The 23,843-nt window shown below is 70.4% G+C and carries 23 protein-coding genes and 1 tRNA gene; 15 read left to right on the plus strand and 9 right to left on the minus strand.

The window, feature by feature from the left end:
* Positions 1-77: 77 nt before the first annotated feature.
* Positions 78-2,711: an Rne/Rng family ribonuclease gene (locus tag QE388_RS15225; protein ID WP_307386191.1), complete on the plus strand. Its 2,634-nt coding sequence runs from the start codon at positions 78-80 to the stop codon at positions 2,709-2,711.
* A gap of 55 nt (positions 2,712-2,766) precedes the next feature.
* On the opposite strand, the gene QE388_RS15230 is transcribed toward QE388_RS15225, so the two are convergent.
* A complete protein-coding gene (locus tag QE388_RS15230; protein ID WP_307386193.1) occupies positions 2,767-3,042 on the minus strand; it encodes a DUF4031 domain-containing protein in 276 nt (91 codons plus the stop codon).
* A gap of 213 nt (positions 3,043-3,255) precedes the next feature.
* Between QE388_RS15230 and rplU the strand changes: the two genes are divergently transcribed.
* The 9 genes from rplU (at position 3,256) to rsfS (ending at position 9,920) form a co-directional block, all read left to right on the plus strand.
* Positions 3,256-3,564: a 50S ribosomal protein L21 gene (rplU, locus tag QE388_RS15235; RefSeq protein WP_081317309.1), complete on the plus strand. Its 309-nt coding sequence runs from the start codon at positions 3,256-3,258 to the stop codon at positions 3,562-3,564.
* 18 nt (positions 3,565-3,582) lie between these two features.
* Entirely contained in the window at positions 3,583-3,840 is a 258-nt protein-coding gene (rpmA, locus tag QE388_RS15240; protein ID WP_058596273.1) for a 50S ribosomal protein L27, read from the plus strand.
* A gap of 94 nt (positions 3,841-3,934) precedes the next feature.
* A complete protein-coding gene (gene obgE, locus QE388_RS15245; protein ID WP_058596274.1) occupies positions 3,935-5,479 on the plus strand; it encodes a GTPase ObgE in 1,545 nt (514 codons plus the stop codon).
* A complete protein-coding gene (proB, locus tag QE388_RS15250) occupies positions 5,476-6,312 on the plus strand; it encodes a glutamate 5-kinase (RefSeq protein WP_275797596.1) in 837 nt (278 codons plus the stop codon). The genes obgE and proB overlap by 4 nt, the downstream gene beginning before the upstream one ends.
* Positions 6,313-6,316: 4 nt before the next feature.
* Positions 6,317-7,576, plus strand: a complete 1,260-nt coding sequence (locus QE388_RS15255; RefSeq protein WP_275797595.1) for a glutamate-5-semialdehyde dehydrogenase — start codon at positions 6,317-6,319, stop codon at positions 7,574-7,576.
* Between the two features lie 50 nt (positions 7,577-7,626).
* On the plus strand, positions 7,627-7,851 hold the full coding sequence (locus QE388_RS15260) for a hypothetical protein (protein WP_275797594.1): 225 nt from the start codon (positions 7,627-7,629) through the stop codon (positions 7,849-7,851).
* Between the two features lie 10 nt (positions 7,852-7,861).
* Positions 7,862-8,458 carry a nicotinate-nucleotide adenylyltransferase gene (nadD, locus tag QE388_RS15265; RefSeq protein WP_307386197.1) on the plus strand — a complete coding sequence of 199 codons (597 nt, stop codon included), beginning with the start codon at positions 7,862-7,864 and terminating at the stop codon, positions 8,456-8,458.
* Entirely contained in the window at positions 8,455-9,546 is a 1,092-nt protein-coding gene (locus QE388_RS15270) for a hypothetical protein (protein ID WP_275797593.1), read from the plus strand. The genes nadD and QE388_RS15270 overlap by 4 nt, the downstream gene beginning before the upstream one ends.
* The gene (gene rsfS, locus QE388_RS15275) at positions 9,543-9,920 is read left to right on the plus strand and encodes a ribosome silencing factor (protein WP_058596279.1); all 378 of its coding nucleotides are present in this window, start codon (positions 9,543-9,545) and stop codon (positions 9,918-9,920) included. The genes QE388_RS15270 and rsfS overlap by 4 nt, the downstream gene beginning before the upstream one ends.
* 210 nt (positions 9,921-10,130) lie before the next feature.
* Here rsfS and QE388_RS15280 read toward each other — a convergent pair whose 3' ends face one another.
* The 7 genes from QE388_RS15280 to QE388_RS15310 form a co-directional block, all read right to left on the minus strand.
* Positions 10,131-11,060 carry a TAXI family TRAP transporter solute-binding subunit gene (locus tag QE388_RS15280; RefSeq protein ID WP_307386200.1) on the minus strand — a complete coding sequence of 310 codons (930 nt, stop codon included), beginning with the start codon at positions 11,058-11,060 and terminating at the stop codon, positions 10,131-10,133.
* The gene (locus QE388_RS15285; RefSeq protein ID WP_307387157.1) at positions 11,057-11,617 is read right to left on the minus strand and encodes an ATP-binding protein; all 561 of its coding nucleotides are present in this window, start codon (positions 11,615-11,617) and stop codon (positions 11,057-11,059) included. The genes QE388_RS15280 and QE388_RS15285 overlap by 4 nt, the downstream gene beginning before the upstream one ends.
* Positions 11,576-11,648: transfer RNA gene (locus QE388_RS15290), tRNA-Ala, on the minus strand. Before QE388_RS15290 ends, QE388_RS15285 begins: the two co-directional genes overlap by 42 nt.
* Positions 11,649-11,691: 43 nt before the next feature.
* A complete protein-coding gene (locus tag QE388_RS15295; protein WP_307386203.1) occupies positions 11,692-12,597 on the minus strand; it encodes a 3-methyladenine DNA glycosylase in 906 nt (301 codons plus the stop codon).
* On the minus strand, positions 12,594-13,304 hold the full coding sequence (locus tag QE388_RS15300; RefSeq protein ID WP_307386204.1) for an SOS response-associated peptidase: 711 nt from the start codon (positions 13,302-13,304) through the stop codon (positions 12,594-12,596). Before QE388_RS15300 ends, QE388_RS15295 begins: the two co-directional genes overlap by 4 nt.
* 68 nt (positions 13,305-13,372) lie before the next feature.
* The gene (locus QE388_RS15305; RefSeq protein ID WP_307386206.1) at positions 13,373-14,404 is read right to left on the minus strand and encodes an App1 family protein; all 1,032 of its coding nucleotides are present in this window, start codon (positions 14,402-14,404) and stop codon (positions 13,373-13,375) included.
* A 5-nt stretch (positions 14,405-14,409) separates the two neighbouring features.
* Positions 14,410-15,090 (minus strand): DedA family protein, encoded by a 681-nt coding sequence (locus QE388_RS15310; RefSeq protein WP_275797587.1) that lies wholly within the window; start codon positions 15,088-15,090, stop codon positions 14,410-14,412.
* A 42-nt stretch (positions 15,091-15,132) separates the two neighbouring features.
* Here QE388_RS15310 and QE388_RS15315 point away from each other — a divergent pair, with 42 nt between their 5' ends.
* The gene (locus QE388_RS15315; protein WP_307386208.1) at positions 15,133-16,371 is read left to right on the plus strand and encodes an anthranilate synthase component I family protein; all 1,239 of its coding nucleotides are present in this window, start codon (positions 15,133-15,135) and stop codon (positions 16,369-16,371) included.
* A 65-nt stretch (positions 16,372-16,436) separates the two neighbouring features.
* A complete protein-coding gene (gene leuS, locus QE388_RS15320; RefSeq protein WP_307386210.1) occupies positions 16,437-19,010 on the plus strand; it encodes a leucine--tRNA ligase in 2,574 nt (857 codons plus the stop codon).
* 149 nt (positions 19,011-19,159) lie between these two features.
* Here leuS and QE388_RS15325 read toward each other — a convergent pair whose 3' ends face one another.
* On the minus strand, positions 19,160-19,654 hold the full coding sequence (locus QE388_RS15325) for a DUF2087 domain-containing protein (protein ID WP_307386212.1): 495 nt from the start codon (positions 19,652-19,654) through the stop codon (positions 19,160-19,162).
* Positions 19,655-19,752: 98 nt separating this feature from the next.
* Between QE388_RS15325 and QE388_RS15330 the strand changes: the two genes are divergently transcribed.
* From QE388_RS15330 to holA, 3 genes are all read left to right on the plus strand, one after another.
* Positions 19,753-20,370, plus strand: coding sequence for a ComEA family DNA-binding protein (locus tag QE388_RS15330; RefSeq protein WP_307386213.1), 618 nt, complete (start codon positions 19,753-19,755; stop codon positions 20,368-20,370).
* Between the two features lie 20 nt (positions 20,371-20,390).
* Positions 20,391-22,664 (plus strand): ComEC/Rec2 family competence protein, encoded by a 2,274-nt coding sequence (locus QE388_RS15335; RefSeq protein ID WP_307386215.1) that lies wholly within the window; start codon positions 20,391-20,393, stop codon positions 22,662-22,664.
* 75 nt (positions 22,665-22,739) lie between these two features.
* The gene (gene holA / locus QE388_RS15340; RefSeq protein WP_307386216.1) at positions 22,740-23,777 is read left to right on the plus strand and encodes a DNA polymerase III subunit delta; all 1,038 of its coding nucleotides are present in this window, start codon (positions 22,740-22,742) and stop codon (positions 23,775-23,777) included.
* The last annotated feature ends 66 nt before the right edge of the window (positions 23,778-23,843 follow it).

Below are 23,843 nucleotides of genomic sequence, written 5' to 3' on the forward strand. Positions count from 1 at the left end.
CGGCCCCGCCGGGTGCGGCGCCGCACGAGATTTCGCCGGGCGACGCGCGGTGTCGCCCCGCCAGGGAGTACGCCACAATGGCAGACGCAAGCGACGAACAGATCCCCACTGAGCAGATCGCGCCCGACGCCGCAGTCGAGCAGGACGCTTCCTCCGACGCCACCGCGTCCCCCGAGGCGCTGACGGTCGACGAGGAAGAGGGCGCGGTCCAGGATGCCGAGAGCGCCGCGGCGCTCGACACGGCTCCTCCCGCGGTGCTCGACGAGACGCCCGCCGAAGAAGCGCCCGCCGACGCGGTGTCCGCCGAGGGCGTGCAGGACGCTGAGCCCGCCGTCGCCGACCCCGCGACGGACAGCGCGACGGAAGACGCCGCCGACGCTGACGCTCCCGCGCCGGCGAACGAGACGTCCGCCGAGGCCGCCCCCGCGCCGGACACCGCTGACGAGACGTCCACCGCCGAGAAGCCCACCGCCGAGGTGCCCGAAGCGGAGAAGACGGCCGAGGTCGCGGCATCCGAAGCCCCCGCCGAAGAGACGCCCGCGCCGCAGAAGCCGGAACGCCCGACCGCCGTGTCGCTCGGACTTCTGCCCGAGGTGTTCGTGTCCGCGGTGTCGACGCAGCTGCACTTCTACGCGCCCGAGCCGCTTCCGACGGCCCTGCGCGACGACTCCGACGATCGTGGCTTCCGCGACGATCGTGACGACGAGGCTCCGGTGGAGCGCACCTCCGCGAATGCGCGACGACGCAACCGCCGTCGTGGTGGCGCGGCCGCCTCCAGCGCGGATGACCAGGACGACGCCCCCGCGGCCCCGCCGCGCCAGCGCGCCGTCGAGGTCGTCACCGAGCCGCAGCGCATCAAGGGCTCCACGCGCCTCGAGGCCAAGAAGCAGCGTCGCCGCGATGGTCGCGAGGCCGGCCGTCGCCGCCCCGTCGTGACCGAGGCCGAGTTCCTCGCGCGCCGCGAAGCCGTCGACCGCGTGATGGTCGTGCGGTCGAAGGCCGGCCGCATCCAGATCGCCGTCCTCGAGGACAACGTGCTGGTCGAGCACTACGTCGCCCGCAACCAGGACGCGTCGCTCATCGGCAACGTCTACCTCGGCCGTGTGCAGAACGTGCTCCCGAGCATGGAGGCCGCGTTCGTCGACATCGGTCGCGGGCGCAACGCGGTGCTGTACTCCGGCGAGGTCGACTGGGACGGCATCGACACCGGCAACCAGCCGCGCCGCATCGAGCTCGCGCTGAAGTCGGGCGACCGCGTCCTGGTCCAGGTGACCAAAGACCCGGTGGGCCACAAGGGTGCACGCCTCACGAGCCAGATCTCGCTCCCGGGACGCTACCTCGTCTACGTGCCGAACGGCACCATGAACGGGATCTCGCGCAAGCTCCCCGACACCGAGCGCGCCCGCCTCAAGAAGATCCTCAAAGAGGTCCTGCCCGAGTCGTCGGGCGTGATCGTCCGCACCGCGGCAGAGGGGGCCACCGAGGAGCAGTTGACGCGTGACGTCCAGCGCCTCACCTCGCAGTGGGAGCACGTCAGCAGCCAGCTGCAGACGATCCAGGCGCCCGCGCTGCTGCACTCCGAGCCCGACCTGCTCGTCAAGATCGTCCGCGACGTCTTCAACGAAGACTTCACGCGCATGCTGATCCAGGGCGACGAGGCGCTGCAGACGATCTCGAACTACCTCGCGGGGGTCGCCCCCGACCTGCTCGAGCGCGTCGAGAAGTACGAGGGCGAGCAGGACCCGTTCGATGCCTTCCGCGTGACGGAGCAGATCGAGAAGGCCCTCGACCGCAAGGTCTGGCTGCCCTCCGGCGGTTCGCTCGTGATCGACCGCACCGAGGCGATGACCGTCGTCGACGTCAACACCGGCAAGTTCGTCGGTTCGGGCGGAAACCTCGAAGAGACGGTCACGAAGAACAACCTCGAAGCGGCCGAAGAGATCGTGCGCCAGCTGCGACTGCGCGACATCGGCGGCATCATCGTCGTCGACTTCATTGACATGGTGCTCGAGTCCAACCGCGATCTCGTGCTCCGTCGTCTCATCGAGTGCTTGAGCCGCGACCGCACGAAGCACCAGGTCGCCGAGGTCACCTCGCTCGGCCTCGTGCAGATGACGCGCAAGAAGCTCGGCCTCGGCCTTCTCGAGACCTTCAGCGAGGCCTGCGAGGTCTGCGCCGGACGTGGCGTCGTCGTGCATCACGACCCCGTCGTCCGCCACCGCACCGGCACGAACGGCAACGGGAACGGCACCGGCGGCTCGAACAACCGTCGGACGCGCGGCGGAAACGGCAACGGAAACGCCTCCTCGAACGGCTCGAACAACGGCAACGGTGCTCCGGCCGGCAACGGGGGAGCAGCAGCGGCCGCCGGCGGCACGCACGTGATCACCGAGGGCGTGAAGTCCGCGCTCGCTCAGATCGCGGCATCCACGATCCACCCCACCGTCGAGGACCCGGCGATCGTCGAAGCGGCCGTGGTCGCGTCGGTCGAAGCCGTCCTGGATGCCAAGGTCGAGGCGCCCGTGCGCGAGAAGCGTCCGCGCAAGAAGCGTGAGCCGAAGACCCCGCGTACCGAGAAGGACGCGCTGCTCGAGTCGGTGCTCGAAGCCCTCCCGGAGCCGAAGGCCCCCGGTCAGGGACGCTCGCGCCGCCGCGTCACCACGGCCGCCCTCACCGGGACCCCGGTCGACGCCCAGCCGTCGTCGGACTGATCGTTCTCACCCGTGAGGGGTCATGCCCTGTCGTCCGCGACGTGGGCATGACCCCTCACCCGCGTCCGCGGCGTTCGCGGGCGGTGATGCGTAGGCCCGAGGCGCGGAGACGACGGACGAGCTCGCGCCCGCCGACGTGTTCCGCGCCGGCGGCGACGAGATCGGCGTGGCGCTCGTCGGGAACGTCGTAGTGATCGAGATCGAACGCGCGAGCCGGGATCCCGGCGGCCGCGGCGAAGGCGTGCAGCTCCTCGAGATCACTGTCGCTGACGAGGTGCGCCCACAGTCGTCCGTGCGCGGGCCACTGCGGGTCGTCGATCAGGATCGCCATTCCCAGATCCTACGGTCGACACGCGGGGCGGATGCTTTTGCCGGATGCCTTCCGGTGAGCTAAACTCGACCCTTGGTGCGTCGTGTCCGCCCTTACCGGCACGTGACACCCGCGAGCCGAGCTCGCCGGATCGCACCGAGATTTGGGTCGAGAGACCCTCTCGACGTCATCAGACAACCGGAGCCGTGCGCTCCCGAATGAAACAGGTGTGAAGTGGTCTACGCAGTTGTGCGCGCCGGCGGCCGGCAGGAAAAGGTGGAGGTCGGCACGATCGTCGTGCTCGACCGCCAGGCGGCGAAGATCGGCGAGAGCATCCAGCTGCCCGCCGTCCTGTTCGTCGACGGCGACGCCGTCACGACCGACGCCGACAAGCTCGCGAAGGTCTCGGTCACGGCCGAGGTCCTCGGTGAGGAGCGCGGTCCGAAGATCGTGATCCAGAAGTTCAAGAACAAGACCGGCTACAAGAAGCGCCAGGGCCACCGTCAGGACCTCACGCGCGTCAAGATCACCGGCATCAAGTAAGAGCCAGGAGACGCAGAGATGGCACACAAAAAGGGCGCAAGCTCCACCCGTAACGGTCGTGACTCCAACGCACAGCGCCTCGGCGTGAAGCGCTTCGGCGGCCAGGCCGTCAACGCCGGCGAGATCCTCGTCCGCCAGCGCGGCACGCACTTCCACCCCGGCGCCAACGTCGGCCGTGGAGGCGACGACACGCTCTTCGCTCTCGCCGCCGGTGCGGTCGAGTTCGGCAACAAGGGCGGCCGCAAGGTCGTCAACATCGTCGCCGCAGCGGAGTAATCCACAGCGCTCAGCGCGCGATAGAGGGGGTGGGCACAGCCCGCCCCCTCTTCTTTTCTTTCCGGCATCCCGGTCCCGTCCCGAAAGGACTCCCATGGTCACCTTCGTCGACCGCGTCACTCTCCACCTGCGTGCGGGCAAGGGCGGCAACGGCTGCGTGTCGGTGCGCCGCGAGAAGTTCAAGCCGCTGGCCGGTCCCGACGGTGGCAACGGCGGGCACGGCGGCGACGTCGTCCTCGTCGCCGACCCGCAGACGACCACCCTGCTCTCGTACCACCACTCGCCGCACCGCTCCGCGGGCAACGGCGGATTCGGGATGGGCGACCACCGCTCCGGCGCCATGGGAGAAGACCAGGAGCTCCCCGTCCCGCTCGGCACGGTCGTGAAAGACACCGACGGCACCGTTCTCGTCGACATGCTCACCCCCGGCATGCGCTTCGTCGTCGCGCCGGGTGGTCTGGGCGGGCTCGGCAACGCCGCGCTGGCCTCGCCCAAGCGCAAGGCGCCCGGCTTCGCGCTACTCGGGACACCGGGGTGGGAGGGCGATGTCGTCCTCGAGCTCAAGACCGTCGCCGACGTCGCCCTCGTCGGCTTCCCCTCGGCCGGAAAGTCGAGCCTCATCGCCGCCGTGTCGGCCGCGCGCCCCAAGATCGCCGACTACCCGTTCACGACGTTGCACCCGAACCTCGGCGTCGTGCAGGCGGGCGACGTGCGGTTCACGATCGCAGACGTACCCGGGCTCATCGAGGGTGCGAGCGAGGGCAAGGGCCTCGGCCTGGAGTTCCTGCGCCACGTCGAACGCTGCACCGCTCTCGTGCACGTCCTCGACTGCGCGACCCTCGACCCGGGTCGTGATCCGCTGAGCGACCTCGACGTGATCCTCGCCGAGCTGGGCGCCTATCCGGTCCCCGAGGGGCAGCTGCCGCTCCTGGAGCGCCCGCAGATCATCGCCCTGAACAAGGTCGATGTCCCCGAGGCTCACGAACTCGCCGACTTCGTCCGCCCTGACCTCGAAGCCCGTGGATTCCGCGTGTTCGAGATCTCCACGGTGAGCCGCGCCGGCCTGCGCGAGCTCACCTTCGCCCTCGCCGACATCGTCGAGCAGCACCGCGTGGCGACGATCGACGACGCCCCGGCTGAGCGCATCGTCATCCGTCCGAAGGGTGCCGAGAAGGACTTCGAGATCAAGGTCGAGGGCGGCACCTACGGTCCGGTCTACCGGATCCTCGGCGACAAGCCCGTCAAGTGGGTGCAGCAGACCGACTTCCAGAACGAAGAAGCCGTGGGCTATCTCGCCGACCGTCTCGCGCGCCTGGGCGTCGAGGACGGTCTGTTCCGCGCCGGCGCCGTCGCGGGTGCGACCGTCGTCATCGGCCCCGGCGACGGCATCGTGTTCGACTGGGAGCCCACGCTCACCTCGGCCGCCGAGCTCATGACCGCGCCCCGCGGCACCGACCCGCGTCTCGTGCAGAACCCGCGCCGAACGTCGTCCGAGCGTCGTGAGCAGTATCACGAGCGAATGGATGCCAAGGCCGAGGCGCGCGCCGAACTCGAAGCCGAGCGCCGGGCGGCGCGCGCCGCGGGGATCGACCCGGACGGCGACTCCTCAGCTCTCCTGGACGAGGCGGACGAACGGTGACGGCCGCGACTCGCGCCGATATCCCGCGCGCCGCGCGCGTCGTCGTCAAGGTCGGCTCGTCGTCCATCAGCGGTGACGGCGCGCATCGCATCGACACGATCGTCGAGGCCCTGTCTCGCGCTCATGCGGGTGGCGTCGAGGTCGTGCTGGTGTCGTCCGGCGCCATCGCCACAGCCCTGCCGTTGCTCGCCCTCGACGGCCGACCGAACGACCTCGCGACGCAGCAGGCGGCCGCCGCCGTGGGTCAGAACGTCCTGATGTGGCGCTACCAGACGTCTCTGGACCGTTTCGGGCTCCTCGCCGGCCAGGTCCTGCTCACGGCCGGCGACCTCGAGAACGCCACCCCACGATCCAACGCGCGTCGCGCCATGGAGCGGCTTCTGGGGCTCGGCATCCTGCCCATCGTCAACGAGAACGACACCGTCGCCACGCACGAGATCCGCTTCGGAGACAACGACCGGCTCGCCGCCCTCGTGGCACAGCTGATCGGGGCCGACGCGCTCGTGCTGCTGAGCGATATCGCGTGCCTGTACACCGCCCCGCCGAACGAACCCGGCGCTCGCCCCATCACCGACGTGGCCTGGGGTGATGACCTTTCCGCCTTCGAGTTCGGGGCGGGTGTTGTGAACGGGGTCGGCACCGGGGGAGCGGCGACCAAGGTCTCGGCGGCGAAGCTCGCGTCGACGGCCGGTGTCGGCGTCCTCGTGACCAGCGCCGATCTCGTCGCCGACGCCCTCGCCGGCGAGTCGGTGGGGACGTGGTTCGCTCCGAATCCGGATGCCGTCACCCTGTCGACCGGTCCGATCGGCGCCGTCGCCGCGACGGTAGACTGACGCGATGACCACGATCGCCGTCTCCGTCGAGGAGCGCCTGCGTCTGGCGAAGGACGCGGCGCGACAGATCGGCCTGCTCGACGCCGCCGCGAAGACGTCCCTCCTGAACGCGATCGCCGACGCCCTCGACGCCGCGACCGATGACATCGTGCTCGCGAACGCCGACGACCTCGAGCGTGGTCGGGCGAACGCGATCGGCGACGCCCTTCTGGACCGTTTGCGCCTCGACGCGGGCCGCGTCGCCGCGCTGGCCGCAGCCGTCCGCGACGTCGCCGTGCTGCCCGACCCGGTCGGGCGGGTCCTCGATCGCCGCACCCTTCCGAACGGGCTCGCACTCGAGAAGGTCGCCGTGCCGTTCGGCGTGGTCGGCTCGATCTACGAGGCCCGACCCAACGTCACGGTCGACATCGCCGCTCTCGCCCTTCGATCGGGCAACGCCGTGGTGCTCCGGGGTGGCTCGGCCGCGCAGAGCTCCAACGCGGCACTCGTGACGGTCATGCGCGGGGCGCTCGCCTCGCAGGGTGTCTCGCCCGAGGCCGTGCAGACCGTCGATGACTTCGGTCGTGACGGCGCGCGCGCTCTGATGAACGCCCGTGGGCTCGTCGACGTGCTCGTCCCGCGGGGGAGCGCGTCGCTCATCGAGACGGTCGTCACCGAGTCGACCGTCCCCGTCATCGAGACGGGCGCGGGCGTCGTCCACGTCTACCTCGATGAGACGGCGCGTGCCGACTGGGCGCGCGAGATCGTCCTGAACGCCAAGACCCAGCGACCGAGCGTCTGCAACTCCGTCGAGACGGTGCTGGTGCACCGCGCGGCGGCCGACCGTCTGCTGCCCGAGCTGCTGGTCTCGCTCGCCGAGGCCGGGGTCAGCGTGCACGGCGACTCGACGGTCGCGGGCTACGACCCGCGCGTCGTCGCGGCCACCGACGCCGACTGGGCGGCCGAGTACCTCAGCCTCGACCTGGCGGTGCGCGTCGTGGACGATCTCGACGCCGCCCTCGACCACATCCGGCGCTATTCGACCCATCACACCGAGTCGATCATCACCGACGACGACACCGCGGCGCAGCGCTTCCTCGCCGAGGTCGATTCGGCGGTGGTGCTCGTCAACGCGTCGACCCGCTTCACCGACGGCGGCGAGTTCGGATTCGGTGCCGAGGTCGGGATCTCCACCCAGAAACTTCACGCGCGCGGCCCGATGGGTCTCGCCGAGCTCACGAGCACCAAGTGGCTCGGGCGCGGCGACGGACAGGTCCGCGTCTAACCGCCTAAAATGGCACTGCGCGCCGCGCAGACACCCGAAACGGAGCACTGATGACTTTCGCCTCACTTCTCGCCCATGCCGCCGAAGAGGCCGGTCACCACGGCGGCAACGTGCAGGCCCAGACCTTCTGGTTCGGCGCCCTCGCCTTCGTCGTGTTCGTGTCGCTCAGCCTCGTCACGCTGTCGTACCGCAACGTCTCGAACCGTCACGCGCACAAGGCCGAGGCCTACACGAAGAAGCACGGGACGCCGACGCCCGAGGCGCACGGCCACTGAGGCCCACCGTATGTCGGTGACGCGAGCCCCTCGCATCGGGGTCATGGGTGGGACGTTCGATCCCATCCATCACGGTCACCTGGTGGCGGCGAGCGAGGTCGCGCAGTCCTTCGACCTCGATGAGGTCGTCTTCGTGCCCACGGGCCGCCCGTGGCAGAAGGACGAGGTCACGGCGAGCGAACACCGCTACCTCATGACGGTGATCGCGACCGCCTCGAACCCGCAGTTCACCGTGAGCCGGGTCGACATCGATCGCGACGGCCCGACGTACACCATCGACACGCTGCGTGATCTGAAGAGGCAGCGCCCCGGCGCCGACCTGTTCTTCATCACCGGCGCCGACGCGGTCGCACAGATCCTCAGCTGGCGCAATCACCAGGAACTGTGGGATCTGGCGCACTTCGTCGCCGTCTCCCGCCCGGGACACGTCCTGACCACCGAGGGACTCCCCACCGAAGATGTGAGTCAGCTCGAGATCCCGGCCCTGTCGATCTCATCCACAGACTGCCGCGCCCGTGTGCGCCGAGGACACCCGGTGTGGTACCTCGTGCCCGACGGTGTCGTGCAGTACATCGCGAAGCACCACCTCTACCGGAGTAACGCATGAGCACTTCCGAGAACAATGGAACCCCGCCGCTGACGCGGCGCCAGCTGCGCGAGATCCGCAACACCGGCGCGACGCCGATCATCCCGACGCCGCCGGTCGAGCCCGCCGTCGAGGCGGCGCCCGAGCCCCCGATCGCGAACGAGCCCGCGGTCGCGAACGAGCCCGCGGTCGCCGAGGACGCGCCGGTCGCGCACGACGAGCGCATCGCAGATGGACAGCCCGGGTCGCCCGACGAGCCCACGTCGCACGACGACCGCGCGACGCAGGAGCCGCCGGTGGAGCCCGACGCTCCCGCCTCCTCGACGCAGCCCGCGCAGCCCGTGACGACGCCGGAACCGGCCGTGATCGGACTCCCCTCGTCAGCTGTCGACGACAATTCGGCGTACGCACCGACCGGACTCACCCGGCGTCAGGTGCGCGCGCAGGAGAAGATCCGCACGGCGTCGGTGCCTGTCATCTCGCCCGATCTCACCCCGGCCGTCCCCGGACAGAGCACACCCACGGGAGACCTCCCGGCGATCTTCCGCCCGGCCGTCGCCGAGGAGCCGGAAGCCACCGAACCCGTCCCCGCGCCGCCGGTCTCATCGACGGTGAACCCCGAACTCGGATCCGACCTCCTCAACGGCGCGACGCCCGACATCTCGCTGCCGCCCTCTTTCGATCAGCTGATCGCGCGTAGCGGCGCCGCGACGGGGTCGGTCTCGACCCCGAACGCGCTGATCCTCTCGGACGCCCCCGTCGGCGGACCGCTGGTCGCTCCGGTGACGGCGACGGGCGAGGTCATGATCACGGGAACGTTCGAACTTCCCCAGGGCCTGGGGTCCGTCGGCCACGCCCCCGGCACCACCGACGGCCGCGAAGCGGACGCCGTCCTCCTCGACGGAGAGCTACCGGCCGCGTCGTCGCCCACGCCGATCGCCGCCAGCGCGGCGATCAGCACCGTCAAGCAGCCGGGCGACATCATCCGCCCGCCCGCGCCGGAGAAGGGCAGCAAGCTCGTCATCGGCCTCATCATCACCACCGGCGCTCTGGCGATCGCCGTGGCGGTGGCTCTCGCCATCGCCGTCACGACAGGAGTATTCGGATGACCGCGACCCAGAACGGCCGCGAGATGGCACAGATCGCCGCTCTCGCCGCCGACAGCAAGTCGGGCGAGGACCTCGTCGCCCTGGACGTCTCGGAGCCCCTGCCGCTCGTCGACATCTTCCTGCTCGTGACGGGCCGCAACGAGCGCAACGTCGCGGCCATCGCCGACGAGATCGAAGAGAAGCTCCTCGAGGCGGGTCACAAGCGCCTTCGGCGCGAGGGGCGCCAGGAGTCACGCTGGGTCCTGCTCGATTTCGGCGACCTCGTCGTGCACGTCTTCCACGAGGAGGAGCGCGTCTACTACGGCCTCGAGCGCCTCTGGAAGGACTGCCCCGTCATTCCTCTCGAGCTGCCGAGCCCGGCCACGGCGGACTGACCCGCGCCGACACGGCGAATGCCCCCGCGCCTCTCGGCGCGGGGGCATTCGTGCGTCTTCGCGAGGAGCTTGTGGCTAGGAGCAGGTGTAGGTCACGCCGTTCACGTCGTGGGTTCCCGCCCCGAGATCGACACACGTGCCGATCAGGTTCGCGAAGACGACGATGAGGATGATCCCGACGATGATCGAACCGACGAGCCGAAGGTGACGTCATCCGTAGCGCTGACGATATCGGCGTTCGGCGGCCGGGTGCAGGGCGAGGGGGAGGGTATCGATGAGGCTCGCCGGGGTCAGGTACTGGATGCCGAGAGCGCCAGGAGGCACGAGAGCGGCGGCGTCATCGATCAGCACGTCGACGAGTCGCTCGACCACGAGATCATCGAGATCCTCACGCGCGACGAGAAGAGTCGCCACCCCGATCGCCCGGATAGGTGCCGACGCACCGTACACACCCGCCGGGATCGTCGTCGCGACATAGGCATCGGGGGAGCGGCGACGCAACTCAGGCAGCACCGTGGTGATGTCGAGGACGGCAATCGGCGTTCGCTCCGCGAGGTCGGCGATCTGGGGCGTCGGGATTCCCCCCGACCAGAACAGGGCGTCGATGCGGCCCTGGTCGAGGTCGGCCACGGCATCCCGGAAAGACCTCTCGACGGTGAGGGGCCCCCGATCGCCCGGGCCGAGGCCCGCGGCATCCAGAACCCGACGCGCCGTCGCAGCGGCTCCTGATCCGGGGGCGCCCAGCGAGACGACGCGCCCGGCGAGCTCCGGGAGCGAGCGGGGGCCGTCGTGTGCGCGGACCACGCATTGGAGGTAGTTCTGGTGCACGCGTCCGATCGCGACGAAGGCATCGCGTCCGCGGGCCTCCGCGGCGGCATCCGCCAGCGACAGCGCGAGGTCGATCTCCTGATCGCCGAGCAGGGCGAGGTTCTCGACGCTCCCCTGCGTGGCGAGCACGGTGATCCCCGCCTCGGCACCGGCTGCCTCCCTCAGCAGCTCCCCGAACTGGAGGTAGCTGCCGCCCGCTTCACCGCAGCCGAGCCGGACGACCGGGATACCCGTGGGGGCGCATCCGGCGAGAGCGATCGCGCCGAGTACGGCGCTCGCACAGAGGAAGCCGCGCCGGCTGACCGCCGTCACGTCCGCCTCCAGACCAGGCGGACCGACAGACCGCCGAGCGGGGAACGCGCGAGTTCCATCCGCCCGTCGGCGGCTCGCAGGAGCTGCACCACGATCGCGAGGCCCAGCCCGGTACCGGCGCGCGACGAGTCCCGTCCCGCACGCCAGAACCGCGTGCCCATGCGGGACAGATCCTCGTCGTCGAGATTCTCGCCGGAGTCGTCGGTCGCGTCGCGCTGACCCGAACGGATCCGGATGCCGAGGCTCCCGGCATCCGGATCCCTGTCTGCCTCGCGACGGCGGTGCCCCGCACGCTCGTGCCCGACGCGTCGAGAAGGAGCCCCACGGTGCGAGCGGGGCGTGCGCGGAACCGGAGATCGCCACCGGATACGGATGCCGAACGCGAAACCGTCCGGATCCGTTGACGTTCTCCGGATCTGGCGCACCGGCGCGCGAGGGCGGTCCGATCGAACACCGTGATCGAACAGCCCGAAGGAACGAAGAAAGCCCCCGCCGAAGCGGAGGCTTTCTCTGGGTGGACCTGAGGGGACTCGAACCCCTGACCCCCTGCATGCCATGCAGGTGCGCTACCAGCTGCGCCACAGGCCCGTTTTTTGTTTTCCGCCCCGTTCGAGGCAACTCCATGAGCCTACTACACGCGATCGAGTGGCAAGAAATCGGCGCCGCCGGGCGTGTCGCCTGCGGCTCCGACGGACGTCAGCACAGCGCGTCGAAGACCCTGCGCACGGTCGCTCAGGGCGCGCTGACGGGCGACGTACTGCGCCTTGCCCTCCGCCGTCTCGATGGCGACGGGCGAGTACCCCCAGGCGCGGAGGTCGTACGGGGATGCCTCCATATCGAGCGTCCGGATGTCACGCGCCAGTTCGAAAGCGTCGAGGAGGAGGGGCCCGGGGACGAGGGGTCCGAGCTTCACGGCCCACTTGTACACGTCCATTCCCGCGTGCAGGCAGCCGGGCTGTTCGCGATCCGTCTGGGTCTCGCGCGACAGTGGCTCGCGGTTGCGCGGCACGGCGTCGGGCGAGAAGAAGCGGAAGGCGTCGAAGTGGCTGCAGCGGAGATCGTGCGCGTCGACGACGGCATCCGTCCCGTCCCTCCCCAGTCGCAACGGGACGTCGTGGCGCACCTCGTCGACGCGGTACGCCATCGCCCATTCGTGAAGGCCGAAGCAGCCGAACTGCGCGGGCCGGTGCAGCGTCGCGCGGAGGAGGTTCACGATGCCGCGGTACAGCGATCCGCGCTCGATCCGGAAGGCCTCGGCATCCACCCGCACCCCGCTGCCCTCGCGGCGGTACCAGCGCCAGCCGACGCGCTCGTCGGCGTCGTCGAGCACGACCCCGTGGCCCGGGTGCCACCGCCGGAGGATCGCCGGCTTGTACGAGTAGTAGGTGAAGAGGAAGTCCTCGACGGGATGCTTCTGCGCGCGGCTCGCCCGCGCGCGGTGCTCCGCCGTCAGGGCGTCGGCGCGAGCCGCGTGCGCCTCGGCCGCCGCCGTCCATTCGTCACGACCGAGGACCGTGTCGACGAGCAGCGCGGTCATTCGACCGGCTCGACGAGGGCGGGGGAGTCGTTGCGAACGTTGCCCACGGCCGGCGACACGACGTGGTCGTCGAGCGTCTCGGCGACATCGGGGGCCGCATCGATCGCCGCATCGAGGATGTCACCGACGTTCTCGGTCGTCGGGTCGAGCCACGCGTCGGCGAAGTCGGGATCCATGAACAGGGGCATCCGGTCGTGGATCGACCCCAGTCGGCCGATCGAATCGCGGGTGAGGATCGTGCAGCTGAGCACCCAGCGAGCCGGATCGTCGTCAGCACGCGCGGGGTCCTTCCACCACTCGTAGAGGCCCGCGAAGAAGAGGGGTGAGCCGTCGGCGGGGTGGATGTAGTGCGGCGTCTTGCCCTCGTCGGTCGTCTTCCACTCGTAGTACCCGGATGCCGGGATCACCGCGCGCCTCTTGATGAGGGCGTTGCGGAACATCGGCTTGTCTTCGATCTCTTCGGATCGCGCGTTGAAAGCGCGGGCGCCGATCTTGACGTCTTTGGCCCACCCGGGGACGAGTCCCCACCGCGCGGCCTCCAGCCGACGGACCGGGGGCTCGGTCTTCACCGAGTCGAGCACGATCGCCACCGACGACGTCGGCGCGATGTTGTAGGAGGGCGGGGGCAGTTCATCGCTCTCGACATCGACGCGCAGGACGCCCACCAACTCTGAGGCCACGTTGGCCACGACGAATCGACCGCACATGCCTCCACCGTACGCGCCCCCTCCGACATCGGGCCGGGCGCGTGGCATCCGCGATCAGCCGTCCGCCGTCACGCGTCCGACGCGATGACTCCGGTGCTCTCGAGTCGGTCGAGCAGGGCAGCCCCGTCCGACCCCGTGACCCAGGGCACTTCGGATGCCGAGTGGTCGTCGACGACCGTCCGTCCACCGGCGAGCACGGCTTCAGCGGGAAGGAGCCGACGGATCGCCACGGCGGCGACGTTCTGCGGATGGTCGATCGCGAACTGCGTGTAGATCGCGTCGTCGTGCTGACCGTCGTCACCCACCAGCAGCCACTTGACGTGGGGGAACTCACTCGCGAGTCTGCGGAGGTTCTGCTCCTTGTGGTCGCGGCCGCTGCGGAACCAACGGTCGTGCGTCGGCCCCCAGTCGGTCAGCAGGAACGAACCCGCGGGGAACAGGTGTCGGCGCATGAAGCGCGTGAGCGTCGGGGCGACGTTCCAGGCTCCGGTGGACAGATAGATCACGGGGGTGCCGGGGTGCTCGCGCGTGAGCCGCTCCAGCATCACGGCCATGCCCGGCACGGGCTGGCGCGCGTGCTCGTCGAGCACGAACGAGTTCCAGGCGGCGAGGAGCGGGCGGGGGAGCGCCGTGACCATGACCGTGTCGTCGATGTCGCTCACGACGCCGAACCGCACGTCGGTGCCGACGATGAAGACACGGGTCTCTGCGGGCTGGCTCCCCTCCACCGACATGGTGATGGTTTGCCATCCCGGCGCGAGCGTCGCGGGCAGCCGCGCATCGATGACACCGCCGCGGTCGGCCGACACCTCGTGCGTCACTCCGTCGATGACGACGCTGACCCTCGCCATGCCGACGGGGACGGCCGCGAAGCTGCGCCAGCCCCGAAGGCTGGCGAACTCGCCCGTGGACGTCCGCTTGAGGGGAGGCGCGATGAGCACGCGGCCCAGGACGCGGATCCATTCCTCGGTGCCGTACCCCGGAAAGCCGGTGACGGCGGGACGCAGTCCACGCGCGCGGGCGCGCTTCTCGCGCCACCGATGGAAGCGGCGCTCCAGTCGGGCGAACCAGAGCACTTTGGCGCGGGGGGAACGAGGCATCCGCCTCAGTCTTTCACGTCACCGTCCACCGGTTCGAGGGGGTGCGCGTCGTCGGCGAGATGGCGACGCTCGATCCGCTCGATGACCTTCTTGCCCACGAACACGAGCACGAGGAAGACGACGAGGATGCCGACGAAGACATAGCCGGCGTAATGGATACGATCCGCGAGCTCGCGATACGTGCCCGCCGCCGTCGCCGCCACCGAGATGTACAAGGCCGACCAGATCGCGCACGCCGGGGCCGTCCACGCGAGGAATCGTCGGTAGCTGTACCCGCTCATCCCGACGGTCAGGGGGACGAGGGAGTGCAGCACCGGGAGGAACCGCGACAGGAAGATCGCCGGTCCGCCCCGTCGCCGCAGGTAGCGATCCGCGCGCTCCCAGTTGCGTTCACCGAGCTTCTGCCCCAGCTTCGACGCGCGGATGCGCGGGCCGAAGTACCGCCCCAGCCAGAACCCGCCGCTCTCGCCGAGCAGAGCGCCGACGACGACCGCCGAGGCGAGGATGACTCCTTCGAGCGGAGAGGCGATAGCCGTCCCGGCGACGATGACCATCGTGTCTCCGGGCACGATCAGACCGACCAGCACGCTCGTCTCGAGCATGACCGCGACACCGGCGAGGATCGTGCGCAGCACGGGGTCGACGTTCTGCACGACGTCGAGCAACCACGTGAGGATCTCGTTCACCTCCGTCAGCTTAGAGGCGACGCCGAGGCCTAGCCTGGGAGCGTGCCGCGTTCCGCCCCTCCGCTCGCCCTTCCGCACTGGGTGGACCCGGAGGCGGTGTTCACGAGCCTCTGGGCCGACGAACCCGCGGCGTTCTGGCTCGACGGGGGTGTGGATGCCGAGACCGGGTGGAGCTGGATGGGGGCGGGGCACCGGGAGAGCGCGACCGACCCCCTTCACGTGATCGCGTCGAACGATTCCAGCCGCGCGTTTCACGGCGGATGGGTCGGCTGGATCCCGTACGACGGCGACCCCGCGTGGATCCGCGTCGACGCGGCGCTCGCGTTCGACCACGAGAAGCGGCGCGTGTGGGCGGTCGGGACGGATGCCGAAGCCCTCGCCGACCTCGCCGAGCGGGCGCGCGCCGTCGGGCCGGTCGCAGCCGTGGCTCCTGCGGAACCGCGAGGGGTGGCATCCGGTCGCCATGAAGCCGACGAGTACGCCGGACTCATCTCCGCGTGCCGCGAGCACATCCGCGAGGGCGACGCGTATCAACTGTGTCTCACGACCCGATTCACCGTTCCGGGCCGCTTCTTCGCCCTCGACGTGTTCCGGCGCCTCCGCGGGACCTCGTCATCGCACCACGGCGGCTTCGTGCGCATCGGCGACACCGCTCTGGTGAGCGCGTCTCCGGAACGCTTCCTCGAGGTTCGCGACGGGACCGTGCACACCCACCCCATCAAGGGCACGCGCCCGCGCGCGCTCGACCCCGTCGCCGACGCAGCCCTCGCGGACGAGCTGCGGACGGATGCCAAAGAGCAGGCCGAGAACGTCATGATCGTCGACCTGATGCGCAACGACCTCTCGCGCGTGTGCGTGCCGTCGAGCGTCGGCGTCGACCGGCTGCTCGAGGTCGAGTCGTACCCGCACGTGCACCAGCTCGTCAGCGAGGTGTCGGGGCGGCTGCGTCCCGGAACGACGCTCGGCGCGCTCGTCGACGCCGCCTTCCCGGCGGGCAGCATGACCGGTGCGCCGAAGGCCTCTGCGATGACGATCCTCGAGCGTCTCGAAGGCGCCCCCCGGGGCATCTACTCCGGCACCTTCGGATGGATCGGCGATGACGGCTCCGCGGATCTCGCGATGGTGATCCGCAGCATCGTCGTCGAGCCGGATGCCGCCCACGTCGGCGCCGGCGGAGGCATCACGTGGCGCTCGGTCGCGGCATCCGAAGTGGCCGAGGTGGGAATCAAGGCGCGCGCCCCGCTCGCCGCGCTCGGCGCCCAGGTGCCGCCGGGATGGTGACGGGCCGGGTCCGATAACCTGGACGCTGGCCCTCGGGCCTCCCGACCTCACGATTGGCTTCACCCGTGTCTGAGAACACCACACCCGTGCCCGGCGAGGGCGCCTTCGACGCCCACGCGATCCAGGCGAAGTGGCAGCGCGCGTGGGCGGACAAGGATCCGTTCCGCGCCGGTGGCGACGACGACAAGCGCCCACGCAAGTACGTGCTCGCGATGTTCCCGTACCCCTCCGGCGACCTCCACATGGGGCACGCCGAGAACTACCTCTACTCCGACATCGTGGCGCGATTCTGGCGCCACCGCGGCTACAACGTGCTCAACCCCATCGGCTGGGACTCGTTCGGCCTGCCCGCCGAGAACGCCGCCATCAAGCGCGGGGCCGACCCCGTCGAGTGGACGTACGCGAACATCGCGCAGCAGAAGGAGAGCCTGAAGGACTACGGCGTCTCGTTCGACTGGAGCCGCGTGCTGCACACGAGCGACCCCGAGTACTACCGCTGGAACCAGTGGCTGTTCCAGAAGCTGTACGAGAAGGGCCTGGCGTACCGCAAGGACGCGCTGGTCAATTGGGACCCGGTGGATCAGACCGTGCTCGCGAACGAGCAGGTGCTGCCCGACGGCACCTCCGAGCGCAGCGGCGCCGTCGTGGTGAAGAAGAAGCTGACGCAGTGGTTCCTGCGCATCACCGACTACGCCGACCGCCTGCTCGACGACCTGAACCAGCTCGAGGGCTTCTGGCCGAGCAAGGTCATCCAGATGCAGCGCAACTGGATCGGCCGATCCGTCGGTGCCGACATCACCTTCGAGATCGAGGGTCGTGACGAGAAGATCACGGTCTTCTCGACCCGCCCCGACACGCTGCACGGGGCGACGTTCTTCGTCGTGGCGCCCGAGTCCGACCTCGCGGCCGAGCTCGCGGCATCCGCGGATCAGGGCGTGCGCGAAACGTTCGAGGCGTACCTCGCCCAGGTGCAGCGCGCAACGGACATCGAGCGTCAGGCGACCGATCGCCCGAAGACCGGCGTCTTCCTCGGCCACTACGCGATCAACCCGATCAACGGCGAGAAGCTGCCGATCTGGGCCGCCGACTACGTGCTGGCCGACTACGGTCACGGCGCGGTCATGGCCGTGCCCGCGCACGACCAGCGCGACCTCGATTTCGCCCGCGCCTTCGACCTGCCCGTCAAGGTCGTCGTCGACACGAATGCTCCGGTCACCGGCGCGATCCCCGTGATCGAGCTCGACGACGAGGGCGTTCCGATCGATCCGCTCGGCGACATCGAAGAGACCGACCCCGTCAAGACCGGGATCGCTCTCACCGGTGACGGACGCATGATCAACTCCGGTTCTCTGAACGGACTGTCGAAGCGCAACGCGATCGCCCGTGTCATCGAGGAGCTCGAGGCCAAGGGCGTCGGCCGCGCCGCGAAGACCTATCGCCTGCGCGACTGGCTGATCTCGCGCCAGCGCTACTGGGGCACGCCCATCCCGATGCTGCACGGCGAGGACGGCTCGATCACGCCCGTGCCCGCTGATCAGCTGCCTGTCGTGCTGCCGTCGGTGGAGGGGCTCGACCTGAAGCCCAAGGGCACCTCGCCGCTGGGCGCTGCCACCGAGTGGGTGCAGGTGACCGACCCCGAGACGGGCCAGACGCTGCTGCGCGACCCCGACACGATGGATACGTTCGTCGACAGCTCCTGGTACTACCTGCGGTTCCTGTCGCCGGGAGACGAGACGCAGCCCTTCTCGGGGCGCGAGGCATCGAAGTGGGGCCCGGTCGACTTCTACATCGGCGGTGTCGAGCACGCGATCCTGCACCTGCTGTACGCGCGATTCATCACCAAGGCGCTGTTCGACATGGGCCTGGTGGAGTTCACCGAGCCGTTCTCGAGCCTCATCAACCAGGGCATGGTCATCCTCGACGGCGCCAAGATGTCGAAGAGCAAGGGCAACCTCGTGCTGTTCCAGGAGGAGCTCGACGCCCACGGTGCCGACGCCCTGCGCGTGGCGTTGGCGTTCGCCGGACCGGTGGAGGACGACAAGGACTGGAACGACGTCTCGACCACGGGAGCGGCGAAGTTCCTCGCCCGCGCGCTGCGCATCGCGCACGACGTCGACAGCGAGAAGGACGTCGTGTGGGCCGAGGGCGACCAGGCCCTGCGCCGCGTGACGCACCGCCTGCTGGCGGAGGCGCCGAACCTCATCGAGCAGACGAAGTTCAACGTGGTCGTCGCGCGCCTCATGGAGCTGGTCAACGCCACGCGCAAGGCGATCGACGGCTCCGCCGGCGCGAGCGACCCCGCCGTGCGAGAGGCCGCCGAGGTCATCGCGATGACCCTCGACCTCTTCGCCCCGCACACCGCGGAGGAGATGTGGCAGACGCTCGGCTACGACGGCTTCGTGGGACTCGCGACCTGGCGCCAGGCCGACCCGACGCTCCTTGTGGAGGACTCGGTCACGGCGGTCGTGCAGATCGACGGTAAGGTCCGCGGCACCCTCGAGGTCTCGGCCAAGATCGGCGCCGACGAGCTCGAGAAGCTCGCCCGCGGCGACGAGAAGGTGCGCCGGGCGCTCGGCGACCGTGAGATCGTGCGCGCGGTCGTGCGGCCCCCGAAGGTGGTCAGCTTCTCGACGAAGTGATCGTCGACTCCGGATGCCACGTCCCTGACGCTTTGCGAAGCGGTGGGGCGTGGCATCCGCCGTTCTGCCGAGGAAGCGAGGTCACTCGGCCCGCGCGAGGAGGCTGAGCCTGTCGAAGCCTCCGGGCCGGACGCCGGCACCCGTCGTTTTCACGTGCGGGAGTAGGAAGAGCCGTCCGCGGTGCGGGCGAGGAGACCTTCGTCGACGAGAGCGCGGCGGAGGCCGGCGACGTCACCCGTGACCTCGGCGAGCCGCGCGTTGATCTCGGCCTCCGTGATCGTCTCGTCGGCCGTGAGCAGCCGCGTCGCCAGGTGCTCGAGGACGGCTCGCCGGTCGGCCGCGCGAGCGGGCATGCTGACGAGGCGGCCACCCTCGAGAAAGCGATCGACGCCTTCGCGGCGGGGCGGGCTGCCCGCGGAGGCGAGGGCCTGCGCGAAGACACTCGTGACAGGTTCGAATCCGTCGGGCGTGCGCGCGACGAGTCCCGCGGCCGTGAGCGCCTCGACGATGCGGTGCGCTTTCTTCGCGGGAATCGCCGCGAGGCACTCGTCGACGGGCTGGTCGAGGACGATGCGGGCGTAGACCTCGCGCGCGCGATCGTCGGCGAGGGCGGCCAAGATTGCGCGCCACGCGTTTTCGTGCATGGGGTGATTCTCCTCCCCATCCCGCGCATCGTCGGATCCGTCCACGGATGACACGTGCGGGGCGGCGGACGAGTCGCGGCCCTTCCTAGGGTGTCCGAGTGACCGCGACTTCCGACCCCGCTGGCGACGCGCTCAGCGCGCGTCGACGGCTCGGGATCGGCGCCGTCATCGTGCTCGTCCTGCTCGCGTTCGCCGTGACCATCGGGATCGGCATGGTGCGCGGGGCGTCGGGCACGCAGGTCGTGTCCGTCGCGTCGTCCCCGAGCGTCACGGTGGCGGGCCCACCCGAAGCGGGACTCTACGTGCACGTCGCGGGCGCCGTGCGGTCCCCGGGGCTTTACCGGCTCGAGGCGGGCGATCGGGTCGCGGATGCCATCGCCCTCGCCGGCGGATTCGCGGAGAACGCGGAGCGGGCCGGGGTCAACCTCGCCCGCGCTGTCGCCGATGGGGAGCAGATCGTGGTTCCGATGGTGGGAGCGACGTCGGACGACGCCACGGGCGCGACCCCCGGAACAGCGGCGGGGGGCCTGATCGACCTGAACACCGCGACGCGCGAGCAGCTCGACACGCTGCCGCGTGTGGGACCGGCGATCGCCGACCGAATCATCGCGTGGCGCAAGGAGAACGGCCGCTTCACGAGCGTCGACGACCTCGGGTCCGTTCCAGGGATCGGAGAGAAGATGCTCGACGGGATCCGCGATCTGGTGCGCGTGTGAATCCCCTCCAGCGGCGAGCGATGCGCCCGACCATCGTCGCTCTCACCACCTGGACCGCGGCGGGCCTCGCGACATCCGCCCCGGATCTCGCGGTGCTCGCCGTCGCCGCGGCCGTCGCGGCGGTCGTCAGCGCGGTGACGTTCGCGCGGTTTCGGCATCCGACGCTCGGCATCGCCGCCGTCGCGCTCGCCTGCGCGGCCGCCGCAGCGGGCAGTGTCGCGGCGATGGGACCGGTGCGCGCCCAGATCGCGGCCCTTCAGGTCGAGGGCGGCCGTCAGCTCGAGGTCGATCTCACCGTGGTCGGACACGTGTCCGGCTCCGCCGATGGGGGAGCGTGGTTCGACGCGGTCGCGTCGCGGGTGAGCGCCGGGGCCGTGACGGTGACCGGCGAGATCCCGACCCGCGTCGGCGTGGATCCGCCCGGGCGAGCGGCCGTCTCGGCATCCGGTCTGGGCAGCGAGATCCGCCTCACCGGACGAGCGATTCCCGCGAAGCCGGGGGAGCGGGCCGTTCTCGTGCTGCGCGCGCAGGAGGTGACGCGCGCCCCACCGCCGGAGGGCGTGTGGGCCGGCTTCGAGGCGCTGCGCGATGGGCTGGTCGACTCGACGCGCGGGCTGCCGCAGCCCGGAGCCGGCCTCGTACCCGGCCTCGCGGTGGGCGATACCTCGAGTCTGGATGCCGCGACCGATGCGGCGATGAAGGCTTCGTCACTGTCGCACCTCACGGCCGTTTCCGGTGCGAACTGCGCCCTCGTCGTCGGCGCAGCCTTCATGGTGCTGGCGGCGCTGGGCGCGCCGCGCTGGCTGCGGGTGGTCGGGGCGACGGGGGTCCTCGCGGGATTCGTCCTGCTGGTCACGCCTGAACCCAGCGTGGTGCGCGCGGCGGCCATGGCCGCGATCGCCCTGCTCGCCGTGGCGCTGGGCCGCCCCGCGGTGGGGGTGGCGGTTCTCTCGGCCGCCGTGACCGTGCTGCTGATCACCGACCCGTGGCTGTCGACGTCGCTCGGCTTCGCCCTGTCGGCTGCGGCGACCGCAGCCCTGCTTCTCCTCGCTCGTCCGCTCGCGCGGGGCCTGGAGCGATGGATGCCACGCGCCCTCGCTCTCGCTCTCGCGGTGCCGACGGCGGCTCAGCTCGCGTGCGGCCCCCTCATCGTGCTGATCGACCCCCACGTGCCCGTGCTCGGCGTCGCGGCGAATCTCGTCGCCGACCCCGCGGCCGCCCCGGCGACCATCGCGGGGGTCCTTGCGTGCATCGCGCCCTTTCCCTGGCTGCGGGACGGTCTTTCGGCGCTGGCATGGGTACCCGCGGCCTGGATCGCCGCAGTCGCGCACACGACCAGTGCGATCCGCGCGCAGAATCTGCCCTGGCCCGACGGTGCCTTCGGGGCGGCTCTGCTGGCCGCGATCAGCTTCGCGATCGTCGTCGCCATCATCCGACCGGCGCGGGGTCCGCGCGTGACGGCGATCGCGACCGCGATCGTCGCGCTCACCGTCGGCCTGTGTGCGGGGAACGCGACCGTGCGGACGATCGCCGGCCCGCTCACGGTGCCGACCACGTGGGATGTGGCCATGTGCGACGTGGGCCAGGGCGACGCGACGCTGTGGCGGTCCGGAAGCGCCGTGGCTCTGGTGGATACGGGCCCGGAACCCGAGCGGCTGAGGGAGTGTCTCGACACCTTCGGGATCGACCACCTCGACCTCGTCGTGCTCACCCACTTCGATCTCGACCACATCGGTGGATCGGCGTCGGTGATCGGTCACGCGGATCTCGTCGTCCACGGGCCCGTCGACGTTCCCGAGGATCAGCGTCTGCTCGACCGCTTCGCGGCGGGCGGGGCACGGTTGACGCAGGCCTCGACCGGGATGACGGGCACCGTGGGGGAGACGCGGTGGCAGGCGCTCGGCCCCACGCCTCGAGACGAGCCCGGCAACGGTGCAAGCGTCGCCCTCGACGTGGTCGGCCCCGACTTCCCGCGCACGGTGCTGCTCGGCGATCTCGGTACCGACGCCCAAGCCGCTCTCATGCGCCGAATCGAGGTTCCACGAGTGGAGGTCGTCAAGGTGTCGCACCACGGCAGCGCCGACCAGGACCCCGAGCTCTACCGCCGCCTGCACCCAGAGATCGGACTCATCGGCGTGGGAGCGGAGAACCGTTATGGACACCCCACCGCAACTCTGCTCTCGACGTTGTCCGCCCTGGGGGTGGCGGTGGGACGCACGGACACCGATGGTGATCTCGCGGTGAGCATGGACGACGGGAGCCTCGTGCTGTGGCGGGCGCGGCCGCCAGGCTGAACGCTGCCGTGAGCCCACTTCGGCCGGCCAGCCCCCTGGCGCCGAGATGTCGGACCCCCTCGGTAGGCTGGGAGGGTGACCCCGGCTCCCCGACGCTCCGCTCCGGCGAAGGCCAAAACGGCCATCCCGCAGGTGTCGTGGCGAACGCCTCAGCCGGCGCCGGTCGTTCTCGTCTCCGGTCCCGAGGAGGTGTGCGCGGAGCGGGCGACCGCCGGCATCCGCGATTTCCTCAAGAGCGAAGACCCGACGCTCGAAGTCACCGACGTGCGCGCCGACGACTACGCCGCCGGCACCCTGCTGGCCGTCACCTCGCCCTCACTGTTCGGCGAGCCTCGTCTCGTCCGCGTCGGCGGTGTCGAGAAGTGCAGCGACACCTTCCTGAGCGAGGCGATCTCCTACCTGGCACAGCCGCAGGACGGCGCGACGGTCGTGCTGCGGCACACCGGTGCGAGTGTCCGAGGGAAGAAGCTGCTCGACGCCATCCGCGCGGGTCAGGGCGGCGGTATCGAGATCGCCTGCCCGGCCATCAAACGCGACTCCGACCGCTTCGACTTCGCCGTCGGCGAGTTCAAGACCGCGAACAAGCGCATCGCGCCGGTGGCTCTGCGGGCACTCGTGTCCGCTTTCGCGGACGATCTCACCGAACTCGCGGCCGCGTGCCAACAGCTCATCGCCGACGTGCCCGGTGACATCGACGAGCGCACGGTCGAGCGGTACTACGGCGGTCGCGTCGAGACCTCCGCGTTCACCGTCGCCGACACGGCGATCGCCGGGCAGTACGGCCCCGCGCTGCTCGCGCTGCGCCACGCCCTGGCATCCGGAGCCGACCCGGTACCCCTCGTCGCCGCGGTCGCCATGAAGCTCCGCACCATGGCACGCGTGGCGGGCACACGCGAGTCGTCCTCGCAGCTCGCTCAGCGACTCGGAATGAAGGACTGGCAGGTCGACCGCGCTCGGCGCGACCTCGTCGGGTGGACCGCCTCGAGCCTCGGCCGCGCGATCCACGCAACAGCCCGCGCCGACGCGGAGGTCAAGGGCGCCTCCCGCGACGCCGTCTTCGCCCTCGAGCGCATGATCACCGTGATCGCCACGCGCGCGCCGTACGGCAGCTGAGTTCCCTCACCGCCTCCAGCGAGCTGCGCGCTCTCGCGAACGCCCCGGAAGTGACGAGCGGAGGGG

This window comes from Microbacterium sp. SORGH_AS_0969, assembly GCF_030818255.1.
Classification (GTDB): Bacteria; Actinomycetota; Actinomycetes; order Actinomycetales; family Microbacteriaceae; genus Microbacterium.